This window comes from Sulfitobacter albidus (assembly GCF_018200035.1).
Taxonomy (GTDB): domain Bacteria; phylum Pseudomonadota; class Alphaproteobacteria; order Rhodobacterales; family Rhodobacteraceae; genus Sulfitobacter; species Sulfitobacter albidus.
The window spans coordinates 1,436,879-1,460,577 of record NZ_CP073581.1 but is presented as its reverse complement, the minus strand read 5'-3'; the positions used below and the strand labels follow the sequence as shown (position 1 = coordinate 1,460,577).

Below are 23,699 nucleotides of genomic sequence, written 5' to 3'. Positions count from 1 at the left end.
GCGGTCTGGATCTATTGTTCGATCACGGACACCTTGTCGTATGAAGCGGTGAAGCCGGTCAGCGACAGGGTCAGTTCAACCACTTGATCGGGGGCCAGCGCGGGCACGATGCTCAACTTGGCCTCATTGCCGCGCTTCATCGCGTTCACGTCCGCGTCGGTCAGCCCGAGCCGGACGTAGCAACCCACCGGATTGCAGAACGCATAGGGGTAGCGGCGCGGCGAGCCGCCGTCGATCCGCATGGTCAGTTGCTGCGGCAGGGCGGTTTCAAGCGGAACGATGATCGTGGCGCCGGCCACGGCCTTGCCCCCCGACGGCAGGCGGAACAGCGAAACCTCAGCCACGGGCGCGCCCTGGCCATCGTCCATCAGCTGGTACATCTGACAGGGTTCCGCATCGACGTTCTCGGGCTCGCCCTTGATGCAGCGCATCTCCCACGAGCCGATCACCTCTTTGGTGTAGGGCTCGCCCAGACCCGCGGGCGCATCGGCATCCTCGCCGAGGCTCAGCTGATCCTCTATGCTGGTCGTGGGGGCGGCCTCTTCGGTCTGTGTTGGTGTTGTCGTCTCTTGTGCCAGCGCCAGATGCGGCAGGCTAAGGCTCAGGACAAGGGCGGTCAAGAATCTGGTCATGTTCAATCCGTCGGTTAACTCTTTTGCGGTAACCTAGCAGGTGACCGGGGGGATGTCAGGGCCGATCCGCGTCAGCCGGAGGCGTAAATTCGCCACAGGAATAGCGTGCCCGCACCCATAAAAAAAGAGGGCGACCGGCGCCCTCTTTTTCAATTTATTGTAACTCCCTGTCGGACTGAGCCGACTTATGCCGTGACGTTATTCACTGTGTCGGCGGCGGTCAACAGGAAATCTGCATTGTGTGAAATCCCTGAATCTAAACCATTTGGACAAAAAAATGCCGTGCCCGAAGGCACGGCCAGTCTGACAGGGAGGAAGTGCGCCCGGTCCAAGGACATATGAACCGAACGCAAAATCACTATGGCGTCAAAAAGTTAAGGTTGTATGCTCAAACGGGCCGTGCAGACCGACAACGCGGGGCCGTCAACCAAAGGGAGAACGCACCGTGAGCGAGACAGGAATTTTCATCGGTGGCGGTGGCCCGGATTACGGCACCCAGCAGCATTTATCGTTGAAATATGCCAACCGCCACGGTCTGATCGCGGGCGCAACCGGAACGGGAAAGACGGTGACGCTGCAGATCCTCGCCGAAGGGTTCTCGGGCGCGGGCGTGCCGGTTTTCATGGCGGATGTTAAAGGGGACTTAAGCGGATTGGCCAAATCCGGTGATCCCGCCCATAAATTGCACGGTCCGTTCATGGAACGCGCGGAAAAGATCGGATTTGCCGACTACGCCTATTCGGCGTTTCCCGTGACCTTCTGGGATCTTTTCGGCGATCAGGGCCATCCGGTGCGCACGACCGTTTCCGAAATGGGGCCGCTGCTGCTGTCGCAGCTGCTTGAGCTGAGCGAGGCACAGGAGGGCATCCTCAACATCGCGTTCCGGGTGGCGGATGAGGACGGGCTGCCGCTGCTCGATCTCAAGGATCTGCAGGCCCTGTTGGTGTGGATCGGCGAAAACGCTGGCGATCTTTCGCTGCGCTACGGCAACGTATCTTCGGCGTCGGTGGGGGCGATCCAGCGGCGGTTGCTCGTGCTGGAAAATCAGGGGGGCGCCAAGCTGTTCGGGGAGCCCGCGCTGGCGCTCAGCGATCTGATGCGGACCGCTGCGGACGGGCGCGGCATGGTCAATATCCTCGCCTCGGACAAGCTGATGGGCGCGCCCAAGCTCTATGCGACTTTCCTGCTGTGGCTGCTGTCGGAGCTGTTCGAGGAGCTGCCAGAGGTCGGGGATCCGGACAAGCCCAAGCTTGTCTTCTTTTTCGACGAGGCGCATCTGCTGTTCGAGGACGCGCCAAAGGCGCTGGTCAACAAGGTCGAACAGGTCGCGCGCCTCATCCGCTCCAAAGGGGTGGGGGTGTATTTCATCACCCAGAACCCGGCGGATGTGCCCGAGGATATTCTGGGCCAGCTCGGCAACCGGGTGCAGCACGCGCTGCGCGCCTTTACCGCCAAGGACCGCAAGGAGTTGCGGCATGCGGCGGAGACCTACCGCGAAAACCCCGCCTTTGACACGGAGGAAGCGATCCGCGAGGTCGGCGTCGGTGAGGCCGTGACCTCGATGCTGCAACCAAAGGGCGTGCCGGGGATCGTGGAGCGCACGCTGATCCGCCCGCCCTCGTCGCAGTTGGGGCCGATCACGCAAGCCGAGCGCGCGGGTGTCATGGCCGCCTCGGAAATGGCCGGTAAATACGACGCGCCCCTCGACCGCGACAGCGCGTTCGAGATGCTCAAATCCCGCGCCGAAAAAGCCGCCGCCGAAGCGGAAGCGGCCGAAGCCGCCATCGCAAAGGCAGAAGAAGATGCAAAGGCCGCCAAACGCGCCGAGGCCGAAACGCCCAGCCTGCGCGAGTTCAAGAAGGCGCGCCGTTACGCCAGCAAGGATACCGCGACGACCCGCTCGACCCGCAGCAGCCGCGGCAGCGGCGACGGGATCGGAGGCGCGATTGCGCAGGTGGTCATCAAGGAGCTGAAGGGTACGACAGGGCGCCGCATCGTGCGCGGCATCCTCGGCGGCCTGTTCAAGGGGCGCTAGCGCCGTCTGGGCAGTGTCAACGCAAGCCCGCCGGTCAGGCACAGGGCAATCCACTGGGGCAGGGCGATCAGCCCCGGCAGGCCACCTTCGACAAGCGCGATGACGGTGAACGTCATACCGCCCGCGATCCAGACCCAGCCCAGCTGCCGCGCGCCTTCCTGCCCGTGCCAGAAAACATGTACCGACCACAGCAGGAACAACCCCGTCAGATACCACGACGCCATTAACCCGCCGCGGGCGGACAGCGGTGCGGCATCCTGCAACGCGGGATAGAGCGTATCGAACGTGCCGATCAGCAGATGCACCAGCCCGGTAATCGCGGCAAGTGCGGTGACGATGGCGCGGCGGCTCATTTCTCGGGGATCAGCCCGCGCGGGCTGAACCTGAGCACGAGGATCATCAGAACCCCCATCGTCAGCAGACGCATCTGCGCCGCGGAGTCGATCAGATGTGCGCGCAGCGCGCTGTCCTCGGCCATGCCGGCCGTGATGATGTCCATCACGAACAGGCCCATCGGCTCTACCTGCACCCAAAGGAACCAGATCAGGAAGCCACCGAGGATCGCGCCCAGATTGTTCCCCGATCCGCCCACGATCACCATCACCCAGATGAGGAAAGTAAAGCGCAGTGGCTGGTAGGTGCCCGGCGTCAGCTGGCTGTCGAGCGTTGTCATCATCGCCCCCGCAATCCCGCAAACGGCAGAGCCCAGGATGAACACCTGCAAGTGGCGCCGGGTGACGTCCTTGCCCATCGCTTCGGCGGCGTCTTCATTGTCGCGGATCGCGCGCAGCATCCGGCCCCAGGGGCTGTGCAGCGCACGATGGCTCAGCCAGAAGATCACGCCCAGCACCACGGCAAAGAGCAGCGCGTAGAGGATCTTGACAAAGATCGTGGATCCCTCGACCGGATCAAACCCCATCGCGGCGGCGCGTTCGACAAAGGCGGCGGAGTTCTGCAAATCCAGCTCGTAGGGTACGGGGCGCGGGATGCCCACCACGTTCTTGACGCCACGGGTCAGCCAATCCTCGTTCTTGAGCATGGCGATGATGATTTCGGCGATGCCCAGCGTCGCGATGGCAAGGTAGTCAGAGCGCAGGCCAAGCGCCACCTTGCCGATCAGCCATGCGGCCCCGGCGGCGAACAACCCACCGACCGGCCAGGCGATCAGCATGATCCACCCGTTGCTGCGATAGGTTTCCTCCGTGCCGGGGTTCAGACCACCCAGAAAACCTGTGGCCGCTGGGTTTACGGCCTCGATCGCCTCGACCGACGGATCGAGCAAACCGCGAAACACGAAGAAGCCGAAAATCAGGATCGCCATGATCGCAAGGCTGCGGGTGCGCCCCGGCGCGAGGCGCGTGTAGGCCAGCACCGCCGCCACAATCGTCCCGGCGCCAAGCACCAGCGCGCCCAGCACGCCCCAGCCACCCGCGCTGAAGGCGCCGGGCGTGGCGGGCATCCCCACCAGCACCGCCGCCAGACCGCCGAGTGCGACAAACCCCATGACGCCAACGTTGAACAGCCCGGCAAACCCCCATTGCAGGTTCACGCCAAGCGACATAATCGCCGATACCAGCCCCATGTTGAGGATGAACATCGCGTTGTTCCACCCCTGCAAAAACCCAGAGCCGATGATCAGCCCAAAGACGCCCGCAAAGAGCAACGTGTTGCGCAGTGTTTCACTCATGTCGTCGACTGCCCTTTGAAGAGGCCCGTGGGCCGGAACAACAGCACAATCAGCAAGATCACAAAGCTGACGGCGAATTTATAATCGGTGGACATCAGCTGCACGAGGCCCGATGGCTCAAGGCTTTCGGGCATGAGATAGCCCAGCACCTTTTTCCATGCGTAGGTGATCGTCACCTCGGAGAACGCAATGACGAACCCGCCCGCGATGGCCCCCAGCGGATTGCCGATGCCGCCCACCACGGCGGAGGCAAAGATCGGCAGCAACAGCTGGAAATAGGTGAACGGCTTGAACGATTTATCGAGGCCGTAAAGCGTGCCCGCGATGGTCGCGAGGGCCGCGACGATGATCCAGGTGATCATCACCACACGCTCTGGGTTGATGCCCGACAGCAGCGCCAGATCCTCGTTGTCGGAATAGGCGCGCATGGATTTGCCCGCCCGCGTCTTGTTGAGAAACCAGAACAGCCACGCCACGACGACGATAGCTGTGATGACTGTGATCCCTTGCGTGGTGCGGATGCCAAGGCCCTCTTCGAGGCCGGTCATGGCCTTGAAATCCCGTGCGGAAATCAAGAACCGCTCCCCGTCGTTAAAGCTTTGATCGTCCGGCCCGATGATGAAGCGCACGATGCCGTTCATCACGAACATCACGCCCATCGAGACGATGACGAGGATCACCGGCTTGGCCTTTTGTTCGCGGTAAAATCGGTAGACGACCCGGTCGGTCAGCAGCACCAGCGCGATACAGCCCAGAATACCAAAGGGCAGGGCGACCAGCGCGGTGGGCAGCGGGCCAAGGTTGAAACCGGTCGATTGCAGCGCCCATGTCAGCAGGATCACGACCATCGTGCCGAAGGCCATCGTGTCGCCATGGGCAAAGTTGGAAAACCGCAGGATGCCGTAAACCAGTGTCACCCCCAGCGCTCCGATCGCCAGCTGCGCCCCGTAGGCGACACCGGGGATAAAGACGTAGTTGAGGAACGCCACCAGCGCGTTGAGAAGATCCATCAGTCAAACCCCTCGCAGGTTCCGCGATAGCTCAGCACCATCGGCGTCTCCAGATGGACGCTGTAGCGCGCATCGCCCGCGTCGTTCATTGACAGCATGTGCAGGGCGGTGTTTCCGACAAACACCATGTGGATGGGTGCTGCTTCGTGTGTGACGGAGCCGCGCAGTGTTTCGGCGTCGGTGACCAGCGTCACCGCCCCCCGTCCGGATCAAAATCCTCAACGCTGAGGGAAAATGCCGTCTCGGCACACTCACTTTCGATACATTCAACCGTAAAGGTGCAGTCGATCGTGGCGGCCATCGCCGGTCCGGCGCAGATCGCGCCGAGAAAAACCAGACTTCTCATGCTCATCCCCCCAAAAAACTCTTGCGGACTTCCGGATCGGCCAGCAATTCCTTGCCCGTTCCCGTATACGCATTGCGGCCCTGCACCAGAACGTATCCTTTGTCCGCGATTTCAAGCGCTTGGCGCGCGTTCTGTTCGACCATCAGGATGGGGATTCCGGTGCGCGCGACCTCGATGATCCGGTCGAAAAGCTCGTCCATGACGATGGGCGACACGCCCGCCGTGGGCTCATCGAGCATCAGCACCTTGGGTTGTGTCATCAACGCGCGGCCCACGGCGACCTGCTGGCGTTGCCCGCCCGACAGCTCGCCCGCCGCCTGATTGCGCTTGTCCTTGAGGATCGGAAACAGGTCATAGACCTGCGCCATCGTCTCGCGGAAATCGTCGCGGCGGATAAAGGCGCCCATCTCAAGGTTTTCCTCGACCGTCATGGAGGTGAAGATGTTCGAGGTCTGCGGCACGAACCCCATGCCCTTGGCCACCCGGTCCTGCGGGGAGAGGCCGGTAATGTCCTCGCCGTCCAGCTTCACCGCGCCGGAGCGCACGTCGAGCATGCCGAACACCGCCTTCATCGCCGTGGATTTGCCCGCGCCATTGGGGCCGACGATGACCGCGATCTCGCCGCGCTCCACCGCGATGGTGCAGTCGTGCAGGATGTCGGGGCCCTTGCCGTAACCGCCCGTCATCGTGTCCCCGATGAGGAACGGCCCGCCGGGGGCTGCGTGGCTTTTGCCGCTCGCCTTTGGCATCACGCTGCCCTGTCCCTTGGGATTGGCGACCGAGATATCCTTGTTCCCGCGATCCCCGTATGCGTCGCTCATGCGCCCACCTGTTCTTTGTTCTTCAGGCCGGTGCCCAGATAGGCCTCGATCACCTGCTCGTTGGCCTTGATCTCGGGCAGGGTGCCCGTGGCCAAAACGCGGCCCTCGGCCATGCAGATCACCGGATCACACAGGCGGCCGATGAAATCCATGTCGTGCTCGATCACGACAAAGGTATATCCGCGCTCTTGGTTCAGGCGCAGGATCGCGTCGCCGATGGTGTTGAGCAGGGTGCGGTTCACGCCCGCGCCGACCTCGTCCAGAAAGACGATCCTGGCGTCGACCATCATGGTGCGCCCAAGCTCCAGCAGCTTTTTCTGCCCGCCGGAGATTTGCCCTGCTTTCTGGTCCGCCAGATGCTCGACCGTGAGGAATTCCAGCACCTCGTCGGCCTTGGCGCGCAGGGCGCGCTCCTCATCGGCGATGCGCTTGCGGCCGAACCACGTGTTCCACAGATGCTCCCCCGACTGGTTGCCGGGCACCATCATCAGGTTCTCGCGGCAGGTCATCGAATGAAACTCATGCGCGATCTGGAAGGTGCGCAGCAGGCCCTTGTGAAAAAGCGTGTGCGGCGGCAGGCCGGTGATGTCCTCTCCCGCCATGGTGACACGGCCTGACGTTGGTTTAAGAACGCCCGCGATCACGTTGAAAAGGGTCGTCTTTCCCGCGCCGTTCGGACCGATAAGCCCGGTGATAGAGCCTTGCTCGATCGTCAGGCTGGCGCCGTCGACGGCGTGGAAACCGCCGAAGTGTTTGTGCAAATCGTCAACGACGATCATGGCGATATCCCCGTGTGCGCCGCCGCTTTTGCGCGGCTGGTCATTGAGTGTCAAACAGCCCGGAGAATTCCCCGGGCTGCCTGTGTTTTACGATGTCAGTGCTTATTTGAAACCGATGGTTTCGTTCTTGCCGTCACGGACCTCGATCATGCGGTAGGTGCCTGCGGATTCGCCGGGCCCGATCAGTTCAACCGCCGAGGCACCGACATAGTCGATATCTTCACCGTTCTTGATCAGCTCAAGCGCCTTGGTCAGCTCACCGGGGAAGATTTCGGTGCCCGGTGCGTTTGCAACGTCGAGGATGTGATCCTTGTACTCCGCCGGATCCATGGAGCCCGCCGCCTGCATTGCCAGCATCAACAGCGCCGCGGCGTCATAGCTTTCTGGCGTGTAGGGCGATGTGCCGTCAAAGCCCGCTTCTTCGGCCATGGCGGTAAAGGTCTCGATGCCAGTACCCTGCGAGCCTGCGATCTGGCCGTAGGAGCCGTCGAGGTCGGGGCCGATGGTGGCGGGCAGGTTGTCCCCGATCATGCCGCCGGGCAGACCGAATGTATCCCACGCGCCTGCGTCGAGGGCGGCGTTGATGATGCCTGCGCCACCCTGGTCAAGGTAGCCCGCAACAACCAGCAGATCGCCACCGGCAGATGCCAGCGCGCCCACTTCGGCGGAGTAGTCGGCTTTGCCGTCTTCGTGCGCGGCCACGATGGTGACTTCACCGCCGATGGCCTTGAACGAGGATTCGATCGCATCCGCGAGACCCTTGCCGTAGTCGTTGTTGGTGTAGGTCAGGGCGATGGATTTCACGCCACGCTCTTGCAGGATTTCTGCCATGACTTCGCCCTCGCGCGCGTCCGATGGCGAGGTGCGGAAGAACAGGCCGTTGTCTTCCATGGTGGTCAGGCCGGGCGATGTGGCCGAGGGCGAGATCATCACCATGCCGTTCGGGATCGCGACGTTTTGCAGTACGGCGCCGGTCACGCCCGAGCAATCCGCGCCGATCAGCCCGTTGATGCCGTCGGCGATCAGGCGCTCGGCGTTCGACACGGCCAGACCGTTGTCGATGCAGCCACTGTCGGCGCGCATCGGCGTGACGGTCGCACCATCCAGCAGCATGCCGCCGTCGGTGACTTCCTTCATTGCCATCTCGGCGCCCGCGGCCATTGGCCCGGTCAGCGATTCAATCGGGCCGGTAAAGCCGAATTCAATGCCCAGTTTGACTTCTTTCGCGTGGCCGTCGGCAAATGCCGCACCCGCCACCAGTGCGGCAGCCGTTGTGGCCATAAGCATCTTTTTCATGTGTATCTCCCATGTTGGAACGTAATGTTCGCCGGAAAGATTACGCACCGTTTACGAAAAAGAGAACCAGTATTTTGCGGGCCGATGTGCCTATTATCTGCTGTCGCGCGGGCAATTTGCCTGTTTGAGCGGCATGCACCCTGAAAGACAGGCAATCAGATCGACAACCGCGCCGCGTGGCTGCCACGTTCGCGGTAAGGGGTGGTGTCATATTGTGCGCGGTAGCATTTGGAGAAATGCGACGGCGAGGCAAAGCCGCAGGCAAGGGCGACGTTGATGACGCTCATATCCGTCTGCATCAGCAGGTTGCGCGCCTTTTGCAGCCGCAGCTCCATGTAATATCGCTTGGGTGAGCGGTTGAGATAGCGGCGAAAGAGCCGCTCAAGCTGGCGCGTGCTCATGCCCACATCCCGTGCGAGGATCGAGGGGCTGATCGGCTCCTCAATGTTGGTTTCCATGATCTGGATGACCTGGCTCAGCTTGGGGTGGCGCACGCCGATCCGCGTGGGCACCGACAGGCGTTGCGTATCCTGATCGGTGCGGATCGAGCTATAGATCAGCTGGTCTGCGACCGCATTGGCCAGATCCTCCCCGTGATCGTCCGCGACGATCTTGAGCAGCAGATCGATCGAGGATGTCCCCCGGCGGTCGTCATGCGGGTCCCGTCGACCACAAAGACCGATTTGGTGAGCGTCACCTCCTCGAACTCCTCGGAAAAGCTGTCCTGATTCTCCCAATGGATCGTCGCGCGTTTCCCGTCGAGCAGCCCGGCCTTGGCCAGCGTGTAGGCGCCCGTGCACAGCCCGCCGATGATCAATCCCTTGCGGGCCTCGCGGCGCAGCCAGGCGAGCATCTTCTTGGTGGTGGCGTCCTGCACGTCGATGCCCGAGCAAACCAGCACGGTATCGTCGCGCGACAGCTCGTCAAGATCCCCGTCGAGCTGGAATATTGTGCCCGCCGAACAGGCCGCCGTTTCGCCGCCTTCACCGATGATACGCCATTCATAGAGGGTCCGGCCGCCCATGCGGTTGGCGATGCGCAGGCTTTCGATTGCGGTCGAGAAACACAGCAAACTGAAATTATCGAGCAGCACGAAAACGAACCGTCTGGGTTTGCTGTCATCACGCGGGATGCGTTGGGCTGAGGGCGGTTTGACCATGGCGGCATTCCCGTGACGGACGGTTGCAATCCGGTGACATTTGGGGAGTGCGCGCGCAACGTCAAGCGAGCAAATTGAGATATGGCATGCCGGCGCGAGGTTTTGTATGCATATGGCTCACCCAAGCGGGAGACAGCGCCGCGCGCGCGGCTCTCGCGCGATCTACCCGGAGAAAGACGCGATGACATCCTGGAGCAAATCAAGCTGGCGGTCCATGCCACGGATTCAAATGCCCGATTACCCCGATGCCGGGGCGCTGGCCTCGGTCGAGGCACAGCTGTCGCGATATCCGCTGCTGGTATTCGCCGGGGAGGCCCGCCGCCTGCGCCGCCATCTGGCAAGCGCCGGGCGGGGCGAGGCGTTTTTGTTGCAGGGCGGCGATTGCGCCGAAAGCTTTGAGCAATTCTCAAGCGACATGATCCGCGACACCTTCAAGGTGATGTTGCAGATGGCCATCGTGCTGACCCACGGCGCCAAGGTGCCGGTGATCAAGGTGGGCCGCATGGCCGGTCAATTCGCCAAGCCACGCTCGGCGCCCACTGAAGTGGTCGATGGCGTCGAACTGCCCAGCTACCGCGGTGACATCATCAACGATCTGGCCTTCACACCGGAATCGCGCATTCCAAACCCGCACAACATGATGCGCGCCTACACCCAGGCGGCGGCGACGCTGAACCTGCTGCGCGCGTTTTCGACCGGGGGCTACGCCGATGTGCACAAGGTGCACGGCTGGACGCTTGGCTTTACCGACAGTGAGAAGGCGGCGAAATACCGCGAAGTTGCCGAACGGATCTCGGACACGCTCGATTTCATGTCGGCGGCTGGCGTCAACTCCGACACCGCGCATACGCTGCAATCGGTGGAATTCTACACCAGCCACGAATCGCTGCTGCTGGAGTACGAAGAAGCGCTGTGCCGTCAGGAAGCCGAGACAGGCAAATGGCTGGCCGGATCCGGTCACATGATCTGGATTGGCGACCGCACCCGCCAGCCCGACGGCGCGCATGTGGAATTCGCGTCTGGCGTGCAGAATCCCATTGGCCTGAAATGCGGCCCCACGATGGAAGCCGACGATCTGAAGAAGCTGATGGCCAAGCTGAACCCCGACAATGAGGAGGGGCGTCTGACCCTCATCGCGCGCTTTGGTGCCGGCAACGTGGGCGATCACCTGCCGCGCCTGATCAAGACCGTGCAGGAGGAAGGCGCCAACGTCGTGTGGACCTGTGACCCGATGCACGGCAATACGATCAAATCCTCGTCGGGCTACAAGACGCGGCCGTTCGAGTCCGTCTTGCGCGAGGTGCGTGAGTTCTTTGGCGTGCACGCGGCAGAGGGCACCGTGCCCGGCGGTGTGCATTTCGAGATGACGGGCGCGGATGTGACCGAATGCACCGGCGGCGTGCGCGCCGTTTCGGACGAGGATCTGTCGGACCGCTATCACACGGCCTGCGATCCGCGTCTCAACGCCAGCCAGTCGCTGGAGCTGGCCTTCCTCGTGGCCGAGGAGTTGCAGGCGCGGCGCACGGAGCAGGCGCGGCAGGCCGTCTGAGGGCGTTGCAACCCCGCCGACATGTCATAACGCGCGGGCCCGAAACGGTCCGCGCGTTTTGCGTTAGCCGTTATCGTTTTTGACCAGCCGCAGGTAGGGCGGGCGCTTGGGATCCGCGGGCGCGGCCTCGAACGGCGCGCTTGGCTCGGCAAAGCCCTGCGGCGCGGGCTGCGGGGCAGGTGCCGGGCAACTGCCCACAGCACGCAGGGTGACAGAGCCCAGATCAAAGCGTTGACCGGCGCTGTCGCCCGCGTCGGGGCAGATCATGCATCCGAGGATACGGCTCACATCCCCCAGATCGCTGCGCAACGGCAGCAGCAGCATGCGGCCCTCGGCACCCTGCGGCCGGCGCATCCAGATTTCGGCGGTGGCGGGCGTCTGGAACACCTCTTCGAGCAGGCCGGCAATACGGCTTTGTGCGCCATCCTCGAAAAGCGAGGTGAGCGTCATGCCGCGCACTTCCATTCCCATCAGATCGTGCAGATGCGATCCGGCCAGGCGCATGCGGGCCACGCCCGATGTCACCCGCTCAAGGATGAACGCATATTCCAGCGCCCGCTCGATCCCGCGCGGATCGACCTGCGAGCGCTTGGGCAACACATCGCCCTCGCGCAACGCGTCCCAATAGGCCTCGACCTGCGAGAGGATACCGTAGGGGTTCTGGGCGCGAAAATCGGGCATCGTGATGACATTCTGCTCCGTTCTGATACGCTTGTCCATGTGACGGCCTTTCTTATGGCTCAGCGATGAAAGAGCCTTCTTGCGATCGCGGGGCAATCCTGCTGCCGCGCGAAAACCGAAATAAGGCTGGTTTGGGACATTTGATACCAAATTTGGGCCACATTTGCTCAACTTTTCGTCGTAATAGTTAACGTCGCACGATCCCCTGGCGGGCGACCTCCGCGGCAAAACCGCTTGCGGTGACGGGAAAAATCCCCCTATTTGCCAGGCAGAATACCAGCGGAAAGGCGCTCAGATGCGACGCTCGATGACAGGTTTTGCGACACACGCGGGCGCGCAGGGGCCACACGTCTGGACGTGGGAGCTGCGCGCGGTCAACGGGCGCGGTCTTGATCTGCGGGTGCGCGTGCCCGATTGGCTGCCCGGGCTTGAGCAATCGCTGCGCAAGGCTGTGGGCGCGGGCGTGGCGCGCGGCAATGTCACGCTGGGGCTGCGCATCAACCGCGAGGACGCTGACGGCGGGCTGACCGTGAACGCCGCGCATCTGAACACCGTTCTGGAGGCGCTTGCCACGATCGAGACGGCGGCGATGGACGCAGGCGTCTCGCTTGCCCCCTCGAACGCTACCGACATCGTGGCGCTGCGCGGCGTGCTTGAACAGGCCCAGCCGGAGGACGACAACACGGCGCTCGCCGCCCATCTGCTCGCGGATTTCGCCACCGTTCTGGGGGCGTTCAACGACATGCGCGAAGCGGAAGGCGCGGCGTTGCAGGCGGTCATGGCAGGCCAGCTTGACCAGATCTCGGCCCTGACCGCAGAGGCCGCGACCCTGGCCGAAGCGCGCCACGATCTGGCCGCAGACACGCTCAAACGCAATCTGGCGCGCGTGATCGACAACATCGACGGCATCGACCCCGCCCGCATCGAACAGGAACTGGCCCTGATCGCGGTCAAGGCCGACATCACCGAAGAGATCGACCGCCTGCACGCCCATGTCGCCGCCGCGCGCGAGCTGCTGGCCGGGGATGGCCCCGCGGGCCGCAAGCTTGATTTCCTGATGCAGGAGTTCAACCGCGAGGCCAACACCCTGTGCTCAAAGGCGCAAAGCACCGAGCTGACGCGCGTGGGGCTGGCGCTCAAGGCCGTCATCGAACAGCTGCGCGAACAGATCCAGAATGTGGAGTAAGCCATGAGCACGCAAACCCGTCGCGGCCTTTTGATCATTCTCAGCTCGCCCTCGGGGGCGGGCAAAAGCACGCTGGCGCGGCAGTTGATGGCGTGGGATCCGTCGCTGCGGTTTTCGGTGTCGGCCACCACCCGCGCGCCGCGCGCGGGTGAGGTCGAGGGCACGCATTACTATTTCGTCAACGACGAGGATTTCAAACGCTTGGTCAAGGACGGCGAGATGCTGGAGCACGCGCATGTGTTCGGCAACCGCTACGGCTCCCCGCGCGGGCCGGTGCAGACGGCGATCGAGGCCGGGCGCGACGTGCTATTCGACATCGACTGGCAGGGGGCGCAGCAGATCCGCGGCTCCGTCCTGAAGGATCACACGCTGTCGATCTTCATCCTGCCGCCCTCAATTGCGGAGTTGCGCCGCCGTCTGATCGGGCGCGGGCAGGATGACCCCGAGACCATCGCAAAGCGGATGCAGAAAAGCTGGGACGAGATCAGCCATTGGGAAGCCTATGATTACGTGCTGATCAACGACGATCTGGACGAGACCGAAGAACGCCTGAAAACCATCATCCGCGCAGAGCGGCTGCAACGCAGCCAGCAACCGGGGCTGGCCGACCACGTGCGCAGCCTGCAGACCGAATTCGAGGAGCTGCAATGACCCTTTATGCCCTTGGCGATCTCACGCCCGCAATCGACGCGACCGCCTGGGTCGCCCCCGATGCCAATCTGATCGGCAATGTGGTGCTGCATCCCAAATCCTCCGTCTGGTTCTGCGCCACCCTGCGCGGCGACAACGAGGTGATCGAGGTCGGCGAGGGATCGAACGTGCAGGAAAACTGTGTGTTTCACACCGATATGGGCTACCCGCTGGTGATCGGCCGCAATTGTACCATCGGTCACAAGGTCATGCTGCACGGCTGCACGATTGGCGACAATTCTCTGATCGGGATGGGGGCCACGATTTTGAACGGGGCCAGGATCGGCAGGAATTGCCTGATCGGGGCAGGGGCCTTGATCACCGAGGGCAAGGAGATCCCCGACGGCAGCCTTGTCATGGGCGCGCCGGGCAAGGTGGTGCGACAACTCGATGCCGCCGCGATCAACGGGCTTGAGCTGAGCGCGCTGCACTACCAGGAAAACGCCGCGCGGTTCGCGCGGGATCTGCGCGAGGTCTAGGGCGTGACGCTGCCGCTGCCCGTCTCAGAGGTGATCGCGGCGCTGCCTCACCCGGCGCTGGCCATCGGGCGCGACGAGCAGATCATCGCGATCAACGAGGCGGCGCAAAAGCTGCTGGGCACGCCCGCGCAGGGGCGGCATTTCATTACCATCCTGCGCCAGCCTTCGGTTGTCGAGGCGGTGGAGCGGGTGATGGCGGGCAGCGCGCGGGCCGTCGCGCAATACCTCACCATCGAGCGCGGCAATGACGTCACCTACGAAGTGAACGCCAGCCGGATCGACAGTGCGGGCGTGGTCATCGCCAGCTTTCAGGATGTGACCCACGTGGCCGCCGCAGGCCAGATGCGCCGCGATTTTGTGGCCAATGTAAGCCACGAGTTACGCACGCCGCTGACCGCCCTCACCGGATTTATCGAGACGCTGCAAGGCCCCGCGCGTGACGACACCGCCGCACGGGACCGATTCCTTGATATAATGTCGAAAGAGGCGGGGCGCATGAACAGACTGGTCGGCGATCTATTGTCGCTGAGCCGTGTCGAGGCCGAAGAGCGCGTGCGCCCGACCGAGCTGTGCGATCTGACGGCGATCCTTGGCACCACGATCCGCAATCTCAACCCCCTCGCGGTAGAGGCGGACGTGCGCCTGCGCCCCGATCTGCCGGACGCGGCCGTGACGCTCATTGGTGACACGGACCAGTTGCTGCAGGTTTTCACCAATCTGATCGAGAACGCGATCAAATACGGCGGCAGCGGCAAAAATGTTCATATCTCGCTGGCGCAGCATGACCGCATCGACGCGCTGCGCGCACCGGGGGTGGTTGTGAGCGTGCGCGACGAGGGGCCGGGCATCGACGCGCAGCATCTGCCCCGCCTGACCGAGCGATTCTACCGCGCCGACAGTCACAGAAGCCGCGCGCTGGGGGGAACGGGGCTGGGTCTGGCGATTGTGAAGCACATTTTGAACCGCCATCGCGGTCGCTTGCGGGTAAGCTCGACCGTTGGCGAAGGCACTGAATTCAAGGTTCTTTTACCGATAGGCTAGGGCGCCCGGGCAGAGCTGCTCTCCCTAAACGTGCCGTGTCATAAAACTGTAACGTAACTGTCACAAAAGCTCAGCACGCCGCCCCTAGATCTGCGGCCAAGATCACCATGGGGGTGATTGCAAAACTGCTGACAGGAGACATCATGTCTTTCGCAAAACTCACAACATCCGCTCTGGCCATCGCGGCCGTGTCCGCAACCGCCGCCGCCGCGCGCGATCAGGTTCAGGTCGCAGGCTCGTCCACCGTTCTGCCTTACGCCTCCATCGTGGCCGAAGCGTTCGGTGAGAACTTTGACTTCCCGACACCGGTCGTGGAATCGGGTGGCTCCTCCGCCGGGCTCAAGCGGTTCTGCGAGGGCGTGGGCGAGAACACCATCGACGTGGCCAACGCTTCGCGGAAGATCAAGGACAGCGAAGTAGCCGCCTGTGCCGAGGCGGGCGTGACCGACATCATCGAAGTGCGCATCGGCTATGACGGTATCGTCTTTGCCAGCCAGCAAAGCGGCCCCGCCTTCACCGCGTTCGAGCCAGCCGATTGGTACAACGCGCTTGCCACGCAGGTTCTGGTCGATGGCGCACTGGTCGACAACCCGCACGCACAATGGGCTGATTTCAACGCCGATCTGCCAGCGGTCGACATCGCGGCCTTCATCCCCGGCACAAAGCACGGCACCCGTGAAGTGTTCGAGGAAAAAGTGCTGCTGCAAGGCTGCGAAGACACCGGCGCCATGGCCGCGATGATGGATGCGGGCATGTCCGAAGATGACGCCGAGGGCGCCTGCATGGCCGTGCGTACCGACGGTGTGTCCGTGGACATCGACGGTGACTACACCGAAACGCTGGCGCGCATCGACAGCAACCAGAATGGCGTCGGCGTCTTTGGCCTCGCCTTCTACGAGAACAACACCGACAAGCTGAAAGTCGCGACCATGTCCGGTGTCGAGCCCTCGACCCAGACCATCGCCGAAGGCGAATACCCCGTCTCGCGTCCGCTGTATTTCTACATCAAGAAAGCGCATATCGGCGTGATCCCCGGCCTCAAGGAATTTGCTGAATTCTTCGTCGCCGACGAGATCGCAGGCCCCGATGGCCCGCTGGCGGAATACGGTCTTGTATCCGATCCCGAACTGGCCGAGACACAGGCAACCGTGTCCGATGAAGCGGTCCTGGGCGGCGGCTCCTGAGCCTTTGCCTGAACGCTGAAACACCGGGCCGCCCTCTTGCGTGAGGGCGGCCCGATCTACTGAATACCTCACCCGGCGGAGAACCCATGCCCCTCGCACTTCTTGGCAATGCCCTGCTGATCACCGTCCTTGTGCTGGCGATTGCCGTCGTGGGCTACGTGATGGCCCGCCGCCGAGCGGTGGCCCGCGCTGGCGGCGACGCGCGCGCGCTGCACTCGCTGCCCAACTACTATGGCATGACCGCTGCGATGGCCGCGGCGGTGCCCGCCCTTGGGGTGATGCTGCTGTGGCTGCTGGCGCAGCCGATGGTGATCCAGAACGCCGTGGTGCCGCTGCTGCCCGCCGAGGTGGCCGCCGATGCCGGCACGACCTCGCTGGCGCTGGCGGATGTGGACCGGGTGGCGAACGGGCTGGATGTCGCCGTTGCACGCGGCGTGCTGGACGCCGAGGGTATTGCGGCACTGCGCGATGACCCGGCCACGCTGCGCGCGACCTTGTCGGGGGTGGGCGTCGCCCTTGGATCAGAGGTCGAACCCTTTACCCTTGCCGCTGCCCAGACCGCGCGCGCGCTTGATGCGCGGTACGATACGGTGCGCGCGCTGGTGGTGCTGGCGCTGGCGCTTGGCGGCGCGGCCATCGGTATACGTGCCGCAGGCCCTGCGTTCCGGGCACGCAACGTGGTTGAGCGTGGCGTGCTGGCGCTGCTGATCACCGCCGCGTCGCTGGCGATTTTGACGACTGTGGGCATCGTTCTTTCGATGCTTTTCGAGACAATGAATTTCTTCTCCCTGCATCCCTGGCAGGACTTTTTTCTCGGCGGCAACTGGGCGCCGAACTTCCGCGGCAACAGCGATCTTTCGATCTTGCCGCTGCTGTGGGGGACGCTCTACATCTCGGTGGTGGCGCTGCTGGTGGCCGTGCCCATCGGTCTGTTCGCCGCGATCTATCTCAGTGAATATGCGGGCGCGAAACTGCGCGCCGTGGCCAAGCCACTGCTGGAAATCCTCGCGGGCATTCCCACCATCGTCTACGGCCTCTTCGCCCTGCTGACGGTCGGTCCATTCCTCGTCGATCTGTTCGGCTCCGGCGGTCCGCTGAGCATGCAAGGCGTACGCGATGGCGATCCGTTGATGGCAGGGGCCACGGCGGTCATTACCGCGGGGCTGGTGATGGGCATCATGCTGATCCCCTTCGTGTCGTCGCTCAGCGACGATATCATCAACGCCGTGCCGCAATCGCTGCGCGACGGCTCTTACGGAATCGGCGCGACCCCGTCCGAAACGATCCGCAACGTGGTCCTGCCGGCCGCCCTGCCGGGGATCGTGGGCGCGATCCTGCTGGCGGCGTCGCGCGCCATTGGTGAGACGATGATCGTGGTGCTGGGGGCAGGGGCCATCGCCCGGTTCTCCGGCAACCCGTTCGAGGCGATGACCACCATCACCACCCGCATCGTGAGCCAGCTGACCGGCGACACCGATTTCGCCTCGCCCGAAACACTGGTCGCCTTTGCCCTTGGCCTGACACTATTCGTGCTGACGCTGGGGCTGAACGTTCTCGCACTCTACATCGTGCGCAAATACCGGGAGCAATACGAATGACCGATATCCCGAACACGGGCACGTCGTCGCTGCTGGTGCAGGATGCCCGCACCCGCAAACGCAACCGGGCCGAAGCGCGGTTCAAGGCTTACGGGCTGACGGCCATCGCCCTTGGTGTGATGATGCTGATCGTTTTGCTGACGACCATCATCGGGCGCGGCACCGGCGCGTTCCAGCAGACCTTCGTCACACTCGAAGTCGAGCTTTTGGAAGAAAAGCTCGACAAGAACGGCAACCGCGACATCGACGAGATCAAGAAGGTATCGACCTTTGGCTATAACCCGCTGCTGGCGACCGCCTTTGAAACGATGATTGCGCAGGAGGGGATCGAGACCGAGCTTTCGGCCAAGGATATGGCAGGCCTGCTGTCCAAAGGGGCCGCGGCGCAGATGCGCGATGCGGTGATCGCTGATCCAGACCTGATCGGGCAAACGGTGGAGTTCGAATTTCTCGCCTCGGGGCGGGTGGACGGCTATCTCAAGGATCGGGTGAGCCGTGACAGCATCGCCGACGACAAGAACATCAGCGTTGAACAGCTGGATCTGGTGGATCAGTTGCGCGACAGCGGCGCGCTGGAGAAACGGTTTAACGTGGCCTTCATCACCGGTGCCGATGCATCCGACGCGCGGCCCGAGGCGGCGGGGATCGGCGTCAGCATGGTGGGCTCGCTGATGATGATGCTGGTGGTGCTGATCCTGGCGCTGCCCATCGGCGTCGCAGCCTCGATCTACCTTGAGGAGTTTGCGCCCAAGAACTGGATCACGGATATCATTGAGGTGAATATCTCGAACCTCGCGGCGGTGCCGTCGATCGTGTTCGGCATCCTGGGGCTGGCAGTCTTCATCAACTACATGCACCTACCTAATTCTGCCCCGCTGGTCGGCGGGCTGGTGCTGACGCTGATGACGCTGCCCACGATCATCATCTCGACGCGCGCGTCGCTGAAATCTGTCCCGCCCTCGATCCGCGATGCGGCGCTGGGGGTAGGGGCCTCGAAAATGCAATCGGTGTTCCACCACGTGCTGCCGCTGGCCGCACCCGGCATCCTGACCGGCACCATCATCGGCCTCGCACAGGCACTGGGGGAGACGGCACCGCTACTGCTGATCGGCATGGTCGGTTTCATCGCCTCAAACGGGCCGGAGTCGCTGAGCGAGGGGTTGCTGAGCCCCAACTCCGCCATGCCGGCGCAAATCTACGAATGGGCGAAACGCGCCGATCCGGCGTTCTATGAACGCGCCTGGGGCGGCATCATCATCCTGTTGGTATTCCTGATCACGATGAACGCCATCGCGGTCCTGCTGCGCCGCCGCTTCGAGCGTCGGTGGTAGGGCGCGCCATGTTCGATCATCACATTAAACCGGAGGCACAAGTGGCCGAAAAATCAAAGATTTCTGCAAGTGGCGTTGACGTGCATTACGGCGATACCCACGCGATCAAGGACGTCAGCGTCGAGATCGAGGACAAGACCGTGACCGCCTTTATCGGCCCGTCGGGCTGTGGCAAATCCACCTTCCTACGCTGCATCAACCGGATGAACGACACCATCGACATCTGCCGCGTGACCGGCAACATCCGCATCGATGGCGAGGACATTTATGACCCCAAGGTCGACCCGGTGCAGCTGCGTGCCAAGGTCGGCATGGTGTTTCAGAAACCCAATCCATTCCCCAAATCCATCTACGACAATGTCGCCTACGGCCCGCGCATCCACGGTCTGGCCCGCAACAAGGCCGACCTTGATGATATCGTCGAACGCGCCCTGCGCCGCGGCGCCATCTGGGACGAGGTCAAGGACCGCCTGCAAGCGCCCGGCACGGGCCTGTCGGGCGGCCAGCAGCAACGCCTGTGCATCGCGCGCGCTGTGGCGACGGAGCCTGAGGTGCTGCTGATGGACGAGCCCTGCTCGGCCCTCGATCCCATCGCCACCGCGCAGGTCGAAGAGCTGATCGACGAACTGCGCCGCAACTATTCGGTCGTGATCGTCACACACTCGATGCAGCAGGCGGCACGGGTCAGCCAGAAGACGGCGTTTTTCCACCTCGGCAACCTTGTTGAGTTCGGTGAGACCGACAAGATCTTTACCACGCCAGAGGATCCGCGCACGGAAAGCTATATTACCGGGAGGATCGGTTAATCATGGAAGAACAACACATTGCATCGGCCTTTGACCGCGATCTTGAGCGGGTTCAGGCACAGATCATGAAGATGGGCGGACTGGTCGAGGAGGCGATCCGGCTCTCCGCCAAATCGCTGGAAACCCGCGATGAGCCACTCGCTGAACAGGTCCGGGCAGGGGACAGGGCCATCGACCTGCTCGAAGAACAGATCAACGAGCAGGCGGCGCGGGTCATTGCCCTGCGCGCGCCCACGGCGGTCGATTTGCGCGTGATCCTCAGCGTGATCAAGATCTCTGCCAATCTCGAACGCATCGGCGATTACGCAAAAAACATGGCCAAGCGCACGAGCGTGCTGGCGACGATGCCGCCCGTGAACGACAGCGCGGGCGCGATCCGGCGCATGGCACGTCTGTGCGAAGAGATGCTGAAAGACGCGCTGGATGCCTATATCCGCCGCGACGCGGAACTGGCGGCCGAGGTGATCGCCCGCGACGAAGACCTCGATCAGATGTACAACGCGTTGTTTCGCGAATTCCTGACCTTCATGCTGGAAGATCCGCGCAACATCACCGCCTGCATGCACCTGCATTTCATTGCCAAGAACGTGGAGCGGATGGGCGATCACTGCACCTCGATGGCCGAACAGGTGGTCTATCTGGTCACCGGCAACACGCCCGATGAGGCGCGACCCAAGGCCGACCAAACCTCATTGAACACCAAAGTCTGACAGGAAAGCCGTCCCCATGTCCGTCACCGATATGCAGGTCTTGCTGGTCGAAGATGAACCGGCACAACGCGAAGTCCTTGCCTACAACCTCGAGGCCGAAGGCTATACCGTGCGCCGCGCGGAAAACGGCGAGGAAGCCATGACCATGATCGAGGAGGAGCGGCCCGATCTTATCATTCTCGACTGGATGATGCCGCTGCTGTCGGGGATCGAGGTCTGCCGCCGGGTCAAGACACGGGCGGAGACAAAGGCGATCCCGGTCATCATGCTGTCGGCGCGCTCCGAAGAGGTCGACGCCGTGCGGGGCCTGGATACCGGTGCGGATGATTATGTGATCAAACCCTACAACCTGCGCGAGCTCATGGCCCGCGTGCGCACCCAGCTGCGCCGCGCACGTCCCACAGCCGCCGGTGAGGTGCTGGAATACGAAGACATCGCGCTGAATGCGGAAACCCACCGCGTGATGCGCGGCCAGACAGAACTGAAACTGGGCCCGACGGAATACCGGCTGCTGGCCACACTGATGGAGAAACCGGGACGCGTGTTCAGCCGCGATCAGCTGCTCGATCAGGTCTGGGGCCGCGACATCTATGTCGACACACGCACCGTCGACGTGCACATCGCGCGGCTGCGCAAGGCGCTCACGGGCCAAGGCGGTGCCGATCACATCCGAACGGTCCGCGGCACGGGCTACGCCTTGGGGTGATCGTGGAAGGCGCGCTGAGCCTGGGCATCTCTGTTGCAACTAAGTAGAAATGTCACCGGTTGCGCAAAGCAGGAATGTCACCGGTTGCGCAAAGCAGGAATGTCACCGTAGGGCTCGACAGGAGCAAGGCTTAGCAGCCCGGAGACCTCACATATCGCAGGGCTGAAAAGCCTTGCGGGACTCAAGCCAGACCAAGGTATCTTTGCGCTGTTGTGTTTTACAAACCGATGAGTTCGACGCAGTTCAGCTCATAGAATAAAAAGGCCCACGAAAGCGCCAAGCAGACGCCGACAACGCCAGACCCGATCGCTGGAACTGTTCGTTTGAAGTGGCGCAGAATGAGAAACATTGCCAAGGCTATCAGTGCGATCAGCCAGCTTTCCCAGTCCAAAAATGTGGCTCGCACACACTGCTCGTAGGTCATTCTTCGTTGGCTCCAGTTCGCCTCATTGTATCAGTTCGTTCAGCGCGCTTGCGTTCATAATACGCTTCCATCTTTGAAGGTCGACCCGGAGGGCGACGGCCTGTCTTCTTGTAGCCGTTCTTTGCGCTGACAGGTTTGACCTTGGGTGGCGGTGCAGCCTTCTCCTGTTCCTCTTTGATGTGGGCGAGGACGGCGCTGAGGTGCTTGTTCTCCGTGATGGCAGCGTGTGTGACGCGCTGTTGGTGCGGATCGAAGATGCTGTAGGGCAGGGCGACGCCTTTGGCCCGAACTTGGATGCGCCCGTCTGGCATCTCGTAGACATCGACGTATTTGCCGACCAAGCCGCGCGTCAGATCATTGACCTCTAGCCGGATGCGTTTGCGGTCGTACTTGAGCGTCAAATCCTTGGTGACATAGCGTTTGTCGCGCAGACAGAAGACCTCGGCCAGCCGATCCGGCTCGATGTTCAAGGCACGGTGCAGGTTGTCTGGTTTGGCCGGAGCCTTTGCAAACTTGGCATTATAGCGCTCCATGAAGCCCCCAAGGAACGCGTTGCCGTCTTCCATGTTGGAGATGCCCGCGATGCGCAGCTCTTTAACCAGCCGATCCTGCAGCGTGCGGTTCGCGCGTTCGACGCGGCCTTTGGCTTGCGAAGAGTTGGCACAGATGATCTCGATGTTCAGCTCGGCCAGAGCGCGCCCGAACTGGGTCATGCCTGTCATGTGTTCGTTCGGCTTTGGAACGCGGAAGACGGTGTGCTTATCGCTGTAGAACGCGACCGGGCGACCATGCTTCAACAGATAGCTTTCCAAGGCCTCGAAGTAACTGAACGTGCTCTCAGACGTGACAAACCGCAACTCCATCAGCGTGCTGGTGGCATCGTCGATGAAGACGAGCAGGGTGCAGGGATCACCCCGATCCTCGAACCAACGGTGGTCTGACCCGTCAATTTGGATCAGCTCGCCATAGCATTCCCGTCGCAAGCGCGGCTGGTGGAAAGTGCGGCGTTGCTTTCGGGACAGCCAGATGCCATCCTCGACCATCCACTTGCGCACAGTCTCGCGTGAGACTTTGAAGCCTTGATGCTCGGCCAGCATCTCCGCCGCCAGTGTTGGCCCAAAGTCCGCGTAGCCTTCTTTGATTACCGACAAAGCATAGTCGCGCTTGGCATGATGAATGCGATTGTTCGGAGGTTTGCCACGCGCCTTGTGCCGGATCGCGGATGCACCGTCCTGGCGATACCGCTTCAATAGCCGGAAGACTTGCCGCCGTGTCAGGTCTAGCATGTTCGCCGCATTATCAACGCTCAGCCGTCCGTCATCGACCTGTGCCAAAACCTCCACGCAGTTCAACTCGCGCTCGCTCATAACCACCCATCCCATATCCGCTCACCCTCAATGATTTTTGAGGGCAGAGTGACATTCCTGAATTGCTCACGGGTGACATTTTAGCTTTGCAGCTACAGTTTCTAAATCGAATAATCAGTATTATGTAAATACTTTAGGGGCTACAAAGACCCTGTAACGGTCCGTTGTTGCGGGGAAATCAA

Annotated in this window: 24 protein-coding genes and 1 pseudogene; 12 read left to right on the top strand and 13 right to left on the bottom strand. The window is 62.5% G+C overall.

The window, feature by feature from the left end:
* Positions 1–11: 11 nt before the first annotated feature.
* Positions 12–632, bottom strand: coding sequence for an invasion associated locus B family protein (locus KDD17_RS06935; protein WP_212705880.1), 621 nt, complete (start codon positions 630–632; stop codon positions 12–14).
* 445 nt (positions 633–1,077) lie between these two features.
* Here KDD17_RS06935 and KDD17_RS06930 point away from each other — a divergent pair, with 445 nt between their 5' ends.
* Positions 1,078–2,667 (top strand): helicase HerA-like domain-containing protein, encoded by a 1,590-nt coding sequence (locus KDD17_RS06930; protein WP_212705879.1) that lies wholly within the window; start codon positions 1,078–1,080, stop codon positions 2,665–2,667.
* Here the strand turns inward: KDD17_RS06930 and KDD17_RS06925 are convergent.
* The 9 genes and pseudogenes from KDD17_RS06925 to KDD17_RS06885 form a co-directional block, all read right to left on the bottom strand.
* Positions 2,664–3,020, bottom strand: a complete 357-nt coding sequence (locus KDD17_RS06925) for a hypothetical protein (RefSeq protein WP_212705878.1) — start codon at positions 3,018–3,020, stop codon at positions 2,664–2,666. The genes KDD17_RS06930 and KDD17_RS06925 overlap by 4 nt on opposite strands.
* Complete coding sequence (locus KDD17_RS06920) at positions 3,017–4,354, bottom strand: branched-chain amino acid ABC transporter permease (RefSeq protein WP_212705877.1); 1,338 nt, start codon at positions 4,352–4,354, stop codon at positions 3,017–3,019. The genes KDD17_RS06925 and KDD17_RS06920 overlap by 4 nt, the downstream gene beginning before the upstream one ends.
* Entirely contained in the window at positions 4,351–5,364 is a 1,014-nt protein-coding gene (locus tag KDD17_RS06915; protein ID WP_212705876.1) for a branched-chain amino acid ABC transporter permease, read from the bottom strand. Before KDD17_RS06915 ends, KDD17_RS06920 begins: the two co-directional genes overlap by 4 nt.
* Positions 5,364–5,558 carry a hypothetical protein gene (locus KDD17_RS06910; RefSeq protein ID WP_212705875.1) on the bottom strand — a complete coding sequence of 65 codons (195 nt, stop codon included), beginning with the start codon at positions 5,556–5,558 and terminating at the stop codon, positions 5,364–5,366. Before KDD17_RS06910 ends, KDD17_RS06915 begins: the two co-directional genes overlap by 1 nt.
* Positions 5,555–5,710, bottom strand: a complete 156-nt coding sequence (locus KDD17_RS06905; RefSeq protein ID WP_212705874.1) for a hypothetical protein — start codon at positions 5,708–5,710, stop codon at positions 5,555–5,557. Before KDD17_RS06905 ends, KDD17_RS06910 begins: the two co-directional genes overlap by 4 nt.
* A 2-nt stretch (positions 5,711–5,712) precedes the next feature.
* Positions 5,713–6,531, bottom strand: a complete 819-nt coding sequence (locus KDD17_RS06900) for an ABC transporter ATP-binding protein (RefSeq protein WP_212705873.1) — start codon at positions 6,529–6,531, stop codon at positions 5,713–5,715.
* A complete protein-coding gene (locus tag KDD17_RS06895; RefSeq protein WP_212705872.1) occupies positions 6,528–7,310 on the bottom strand; it encodes an ABC transporter ATP-binding protein in 783 nt (260 codons plus the stop codon). Before KDD17_RS06895 ends, KDD17_RS06900 begins: the two co-directional genes overlap by 4 nt.
* 102 nt (positions 7,311–7,412) lie before the next feature.
* Positions 7,413–8,606 carry an ABC transporter substrate-binding protein gene (locus KDD17_RS06890; RefSeq protein WP_212705871.1) on the bottom strand — a complete coding sequence of 398 codons (1,194 nt, stop codon included), beginning with the start codon at positions 8,604–8,606 and terminating at the stop codon, positions 7,413–7,415.
* Between the two features lie 155 nt (positions 8,607–8,761).
* Positions 8,762–9,765, bottom strand: a pseudogene (locus tag KDD17_RS06885) (GlxA family transcriptional regulator).
* Positions 9,766–9,946: 181 nt separating this feature from the next.
* Here KDD17_RS06885 and KDD17_RS06880 point away from each other — a divergent pair.
* Positions 9,947–11,314 carry a class II 3-deoxy-7-phosphoheptulonate synthase gene (locus KDD17_RS06880; RefSeq protein ID WP_212705870.1) on the top strand — a complete coding sequence of 456 codons (1,368 nt, stop codon included), beginning with the start codon at positions 9,947–9,949 and terminating at the stop codon, positions 11,312–11,314.
* A gap of 63 nt (positions 11,315–11,377) precedes the next feature.
* Here the strand turns inward: KDD17_RS06880 and KDD17_RS06875 are convergent, their stop codons facing one another.
* Positions 11,378–12,034, bottom strand: coding sequence for a PAS domain-containing protein (locus KDD17_RS06875; RefSeq protein ID WP_212705869.1), 657 nt, complete (start codon positions 12,032–12,034; stop codon positions 11,378–11,380).
* 256 nt (positions 12,035–12,290) lie between these two features.
* On the opposite strand from KDD17_RS06875, the gene KDD17_RS06870 reads away from it, so the two are divergent.
* The 10 genes from KDD17_RS06870 (at position 12,291) to phoB (ending at position 21,726) form a co-directional block, all read left to right on the top strand.
* Positions 12,291–13,181, top strand: coding sequence for a YicC/YloC family endoribonuclease (locus tag KDD17_RS06870; protein ID WP_212705868.1), 891 nt, complete (start codon positions 12,291–12,293; stop codon positions 13,179–13,181).
* 3 nt (positions 13,182–13,184) lie between these two features.
* Positions 13,185–13,832, top strand: coding sequence for a guanylate kinase (gene gmk, locus KDD17_RS06865; protein WP_212705867.1), 648 nt, complete (start codon positions 13,185–13,187; stop codon positions 13,830–13,832).
* A complete protein-coding gene (locus KDD17_RS06860; protein ID WP_212705866.1) occupies positions 13,829–14,350 on the top strand; it encodes a gamma carbonic anhydrase family protein in 522 nt (173 codons plus the stop codon). The genes gmk and KDD17_RS06860 overlap by 4 nt, the downstream gene beginning before the upstream one ends.
* Before the next feature lie 3 nt (positions 14,351–14,353).
* On the top strand, positions 14,354–15,391 hold the full coding sequence (locus tag KDD17_RS06855; protein WP_254796919.1) for an ATP-binding protein: 1,038 nt from the start codon (positions 14,354–14,356) through the stop codon (positions 15,389–15,391).
* Between the two features lie 143 nt (positions 15,392–15,534).
* Entirely contained in the window at positions 15,535–16,575 is a 1,041-nt protein-coding gene (locus tag KDD17_RS06850; RefSeq protein WP_212705865.1) for a substrate-binding domain-containing protein, read from the top strand.
* A gap of 86 nt (positions 16,576–16,661) precedes the next feature.
* Positions 16,662–18,173 carry a phosphate ABC transporter permease subunit PstC gene (pstC, locus tag KDD17_RS06845; RefSeq protein ID WP_212705864.1) on the top strand — a complete coding sequence of 504 codons (1,512 nt, stop codon included), beginning with the start codon at positions 16,662–16,664 and terminating at the stop codon, positions 18,171–18,173.
* Positions 18,170–19,504, top strand: a complete 1,335-nt coding sequence (pstA, locus tag KDD17_RS06840; RefSeq protein ID WP_212705863.1) for a phosphate ABC transporter permease PstA — start codon at positions 18,170–18,172, stop codon at positions 19,502–19,504. The genes pstC and pstA overlap by 4 nt, the downstream gene beginning before the upstream one ends.
* Positions 19,505–19,512: 8 nt before the next feature.
* Positions 19,513–20,310, top strand: a complete 798-nt coding sequence (pstB, locus tag KDD17_RS06835; RefSeq protein ID WP_212705862.1) for a phosphate ABC transporter ATP-binding protein PstB — start codon at positions 19,513–19,515, stop codon at positions 20,308–20,310.
* Between the two features lie 2 nt (positions 20,311–20,312).
* Complete coding sequence (gene phoU, locus KDD17_RS06830) at positions 20,313–21,020, top strand: phosphate signaling complex protein PhoU (RefSeq protein WP_212705861.1); 708 nt, start codon at positions 20,313–20,315, stop codon at positions 21,018–21,020.
* Positions 21,021–21,036: 16 nt separating this feature from the next.
* Positions 21,037–21,726: a phosphate regulon transcriptional regulator PhoB gene (phoB, locus tag KDD17_RS06825; RefSeq protein ID WP_212705860.1), complete on the top strand. Its 690-nt coding sequence runs from the start codon at positions 21,037–21,039 to the stop codon at positions 21,724–21,726.
* 217 nt (positions 21,727–21,943) lie between these two features.
* Here phoB and KDD17_RS06820 read toward each other — a convergent pair whose 3' ends face one another.
* Together KDD17_RS06820 and KDD17_RS06815 are read right to left on the bottom strand one after the other, a co-directional pair.
* Positions 21,944–22,150 carry a hypothetical protein gene (locus KDD17_RS06820; protein WP_212705859.1) on the bottom strand — a complete coding sequence of 69 codons (207 nt, stop codon included), beginning with the start codon at positions 22,148–22,150 and terminating at the stop codon, positions 21,944–21,946.
* Positions 22,147–23,532: an ISNCY family transposase gene (locus KDD17_RS06815; protein ID WP_212705858.1), complete on the bottom strand. Its 1,386-nt coding sequence runs from the start codon at positions 23,530–23,532 to the stop codon at positions 22,147–22,149. The genes KDD17_RS06820 and KDD17_RS06815 overlap by 4 nt, the downstream gene beginning before the upstream one ends.
* Positions 23,533–23,699: the final 167 nt, after the last annotated feature.

Coding starts and splice junctions, on each gene's coding strand:
- KDD17_RS06935 (WP_212705880.1), bottom strand. CDS start 632: ATGACCAGATTCTTGACCGCCCTTGTCCTGAGCCTTAGCCTGCCGCAT.
- KDD17_RS06925 (WP_212705878.1), bottom strand. CDS start 3,020: ATGAGCCGCCGCGCCATCGTCACCGCACTTGCCGCGATTACCGGGCTG.
- KDD17_RS06920 (WP_212705877.1), bottom strand. CDS start 4,354: ATGAGTGAAACACTGCGCAACACGTTGCTCTTTGCGGGCGTCTTTGGG.
- KDD17_RS06915 (WP_212705876.1), bottom strand. CDS start 5,364: ATGGATCTTCTCAACGCGCTGGTGGCGTTCCTCAACTACGTCTTTATC.
- KDD17_RS06905 (WP_212705874.1), bottom strand. CDS start 5,710: ATGAGAAGTCTGGTTTTTCTCGGCGCGATCTGCGCCGGACCGGCGATG.
- KDD17_RS06900 (WP_212705873.1), bottom strand. CDS start 6,531: ATGAGCGACGCATACGGGGATCGCGGGAACAAGGATATCTCGGTCGCC.
- KDD17_RS06895 (WP_212705872.1), bottom strand. CDS start 7,310: ATGATCGTCGTTGACGATTTGCACAAACACTTCGGCGGTTTCCACGCC.
- KDD17_RS06890 (WP_212705871.1), bottom strand. CDS start 8,606: ATGAAAAAGATGCTTATGGCCACAACGGCTGCCGCACTGGTGGCGGGT.
- KDD17_RS06880 (WP_212705870.1), top strand. CDS start 9,947: ATGACATCCTGGAGCAAATCAAGCTGGCGGTCCATGCCACGGATTCAA.
- KDD17_RS06875 (WP_212705869.1), bottom strand. CDS start 12,034: ATGGACAAGCGTATCAGAACGGAGCAGAATGTCATCACGATGCCCGAT.
- KDD17_RS06870 (WP_212705868.1), top strand. CDS start 12,291: ATGCGACGCTCGATGACAGGTTTTGCGACACACGCGGGCGCGCAGGGG.
- gmk (WP_212705867.1), top strand. CDS start 13,185: ATGAGCACGCAAACCCGTCGCGGCCTTTTGATCATTCTCAGCTCGCCC.
- KDD17_RS06860 (WP_212705866.1), top strand. CDS start 13,829: ATGACCCTTTATGCCCTTGGCGATCTCACGCCCGCAATCGACGCGACC.
- KDD17_RS06850 (WP_212705865.1), top strand. CDS start 15,535: ATGTCTTTCGCAAAACTCACAACATCCGCTCTGGCCATCGCGGCCGTG.
- pstC (WP_212705864.1), top strand. CDS start 16,662: ATGCCCCTCGCACTTCTTGGCAATGCCCTGCTGATCACCGTCCTTGTG.
- pstA (WP_212705863.1), top strand. CDS start 18,170: ATGACCGATATCCCGAACACGGGCACGTCGTCGCTGCTGGTGCAGGAT.
- pstB (WP_212705862.1), top strand. CDS start 19,513: ATGTTCGATCATCACATTAAACCGGAGGCACAAGTGGCCGAAAAATCA.
- phoU (WP_212705861.1), top strand. CDS start 20,313: ATGGAAGAACAACACATTGCATCGGCCTTTGACCGCGATCTTGAGCGG.
- phoB (WP_212705860.1), top strand. CDS start 21,037: ATGTCCGTCACCGATATGCAGGTCTTGCTGGTCGAAGATGAACCGGCA.
- KDD17_RS06820 (WP_212705859.1), bottom strand. CDS start 22,150: ATGACCTACGAGCAGTGTGTGCGAGCCACATTTTTGGACTGGGAAAGC.
- KDD17_RS06815 (WP_212705858.1), bottom strand. CDS start 23,532: ATGGGATGGGTGGTTATGAGCGAGCGCGAGTTGAACTGCGTGGAGGTT.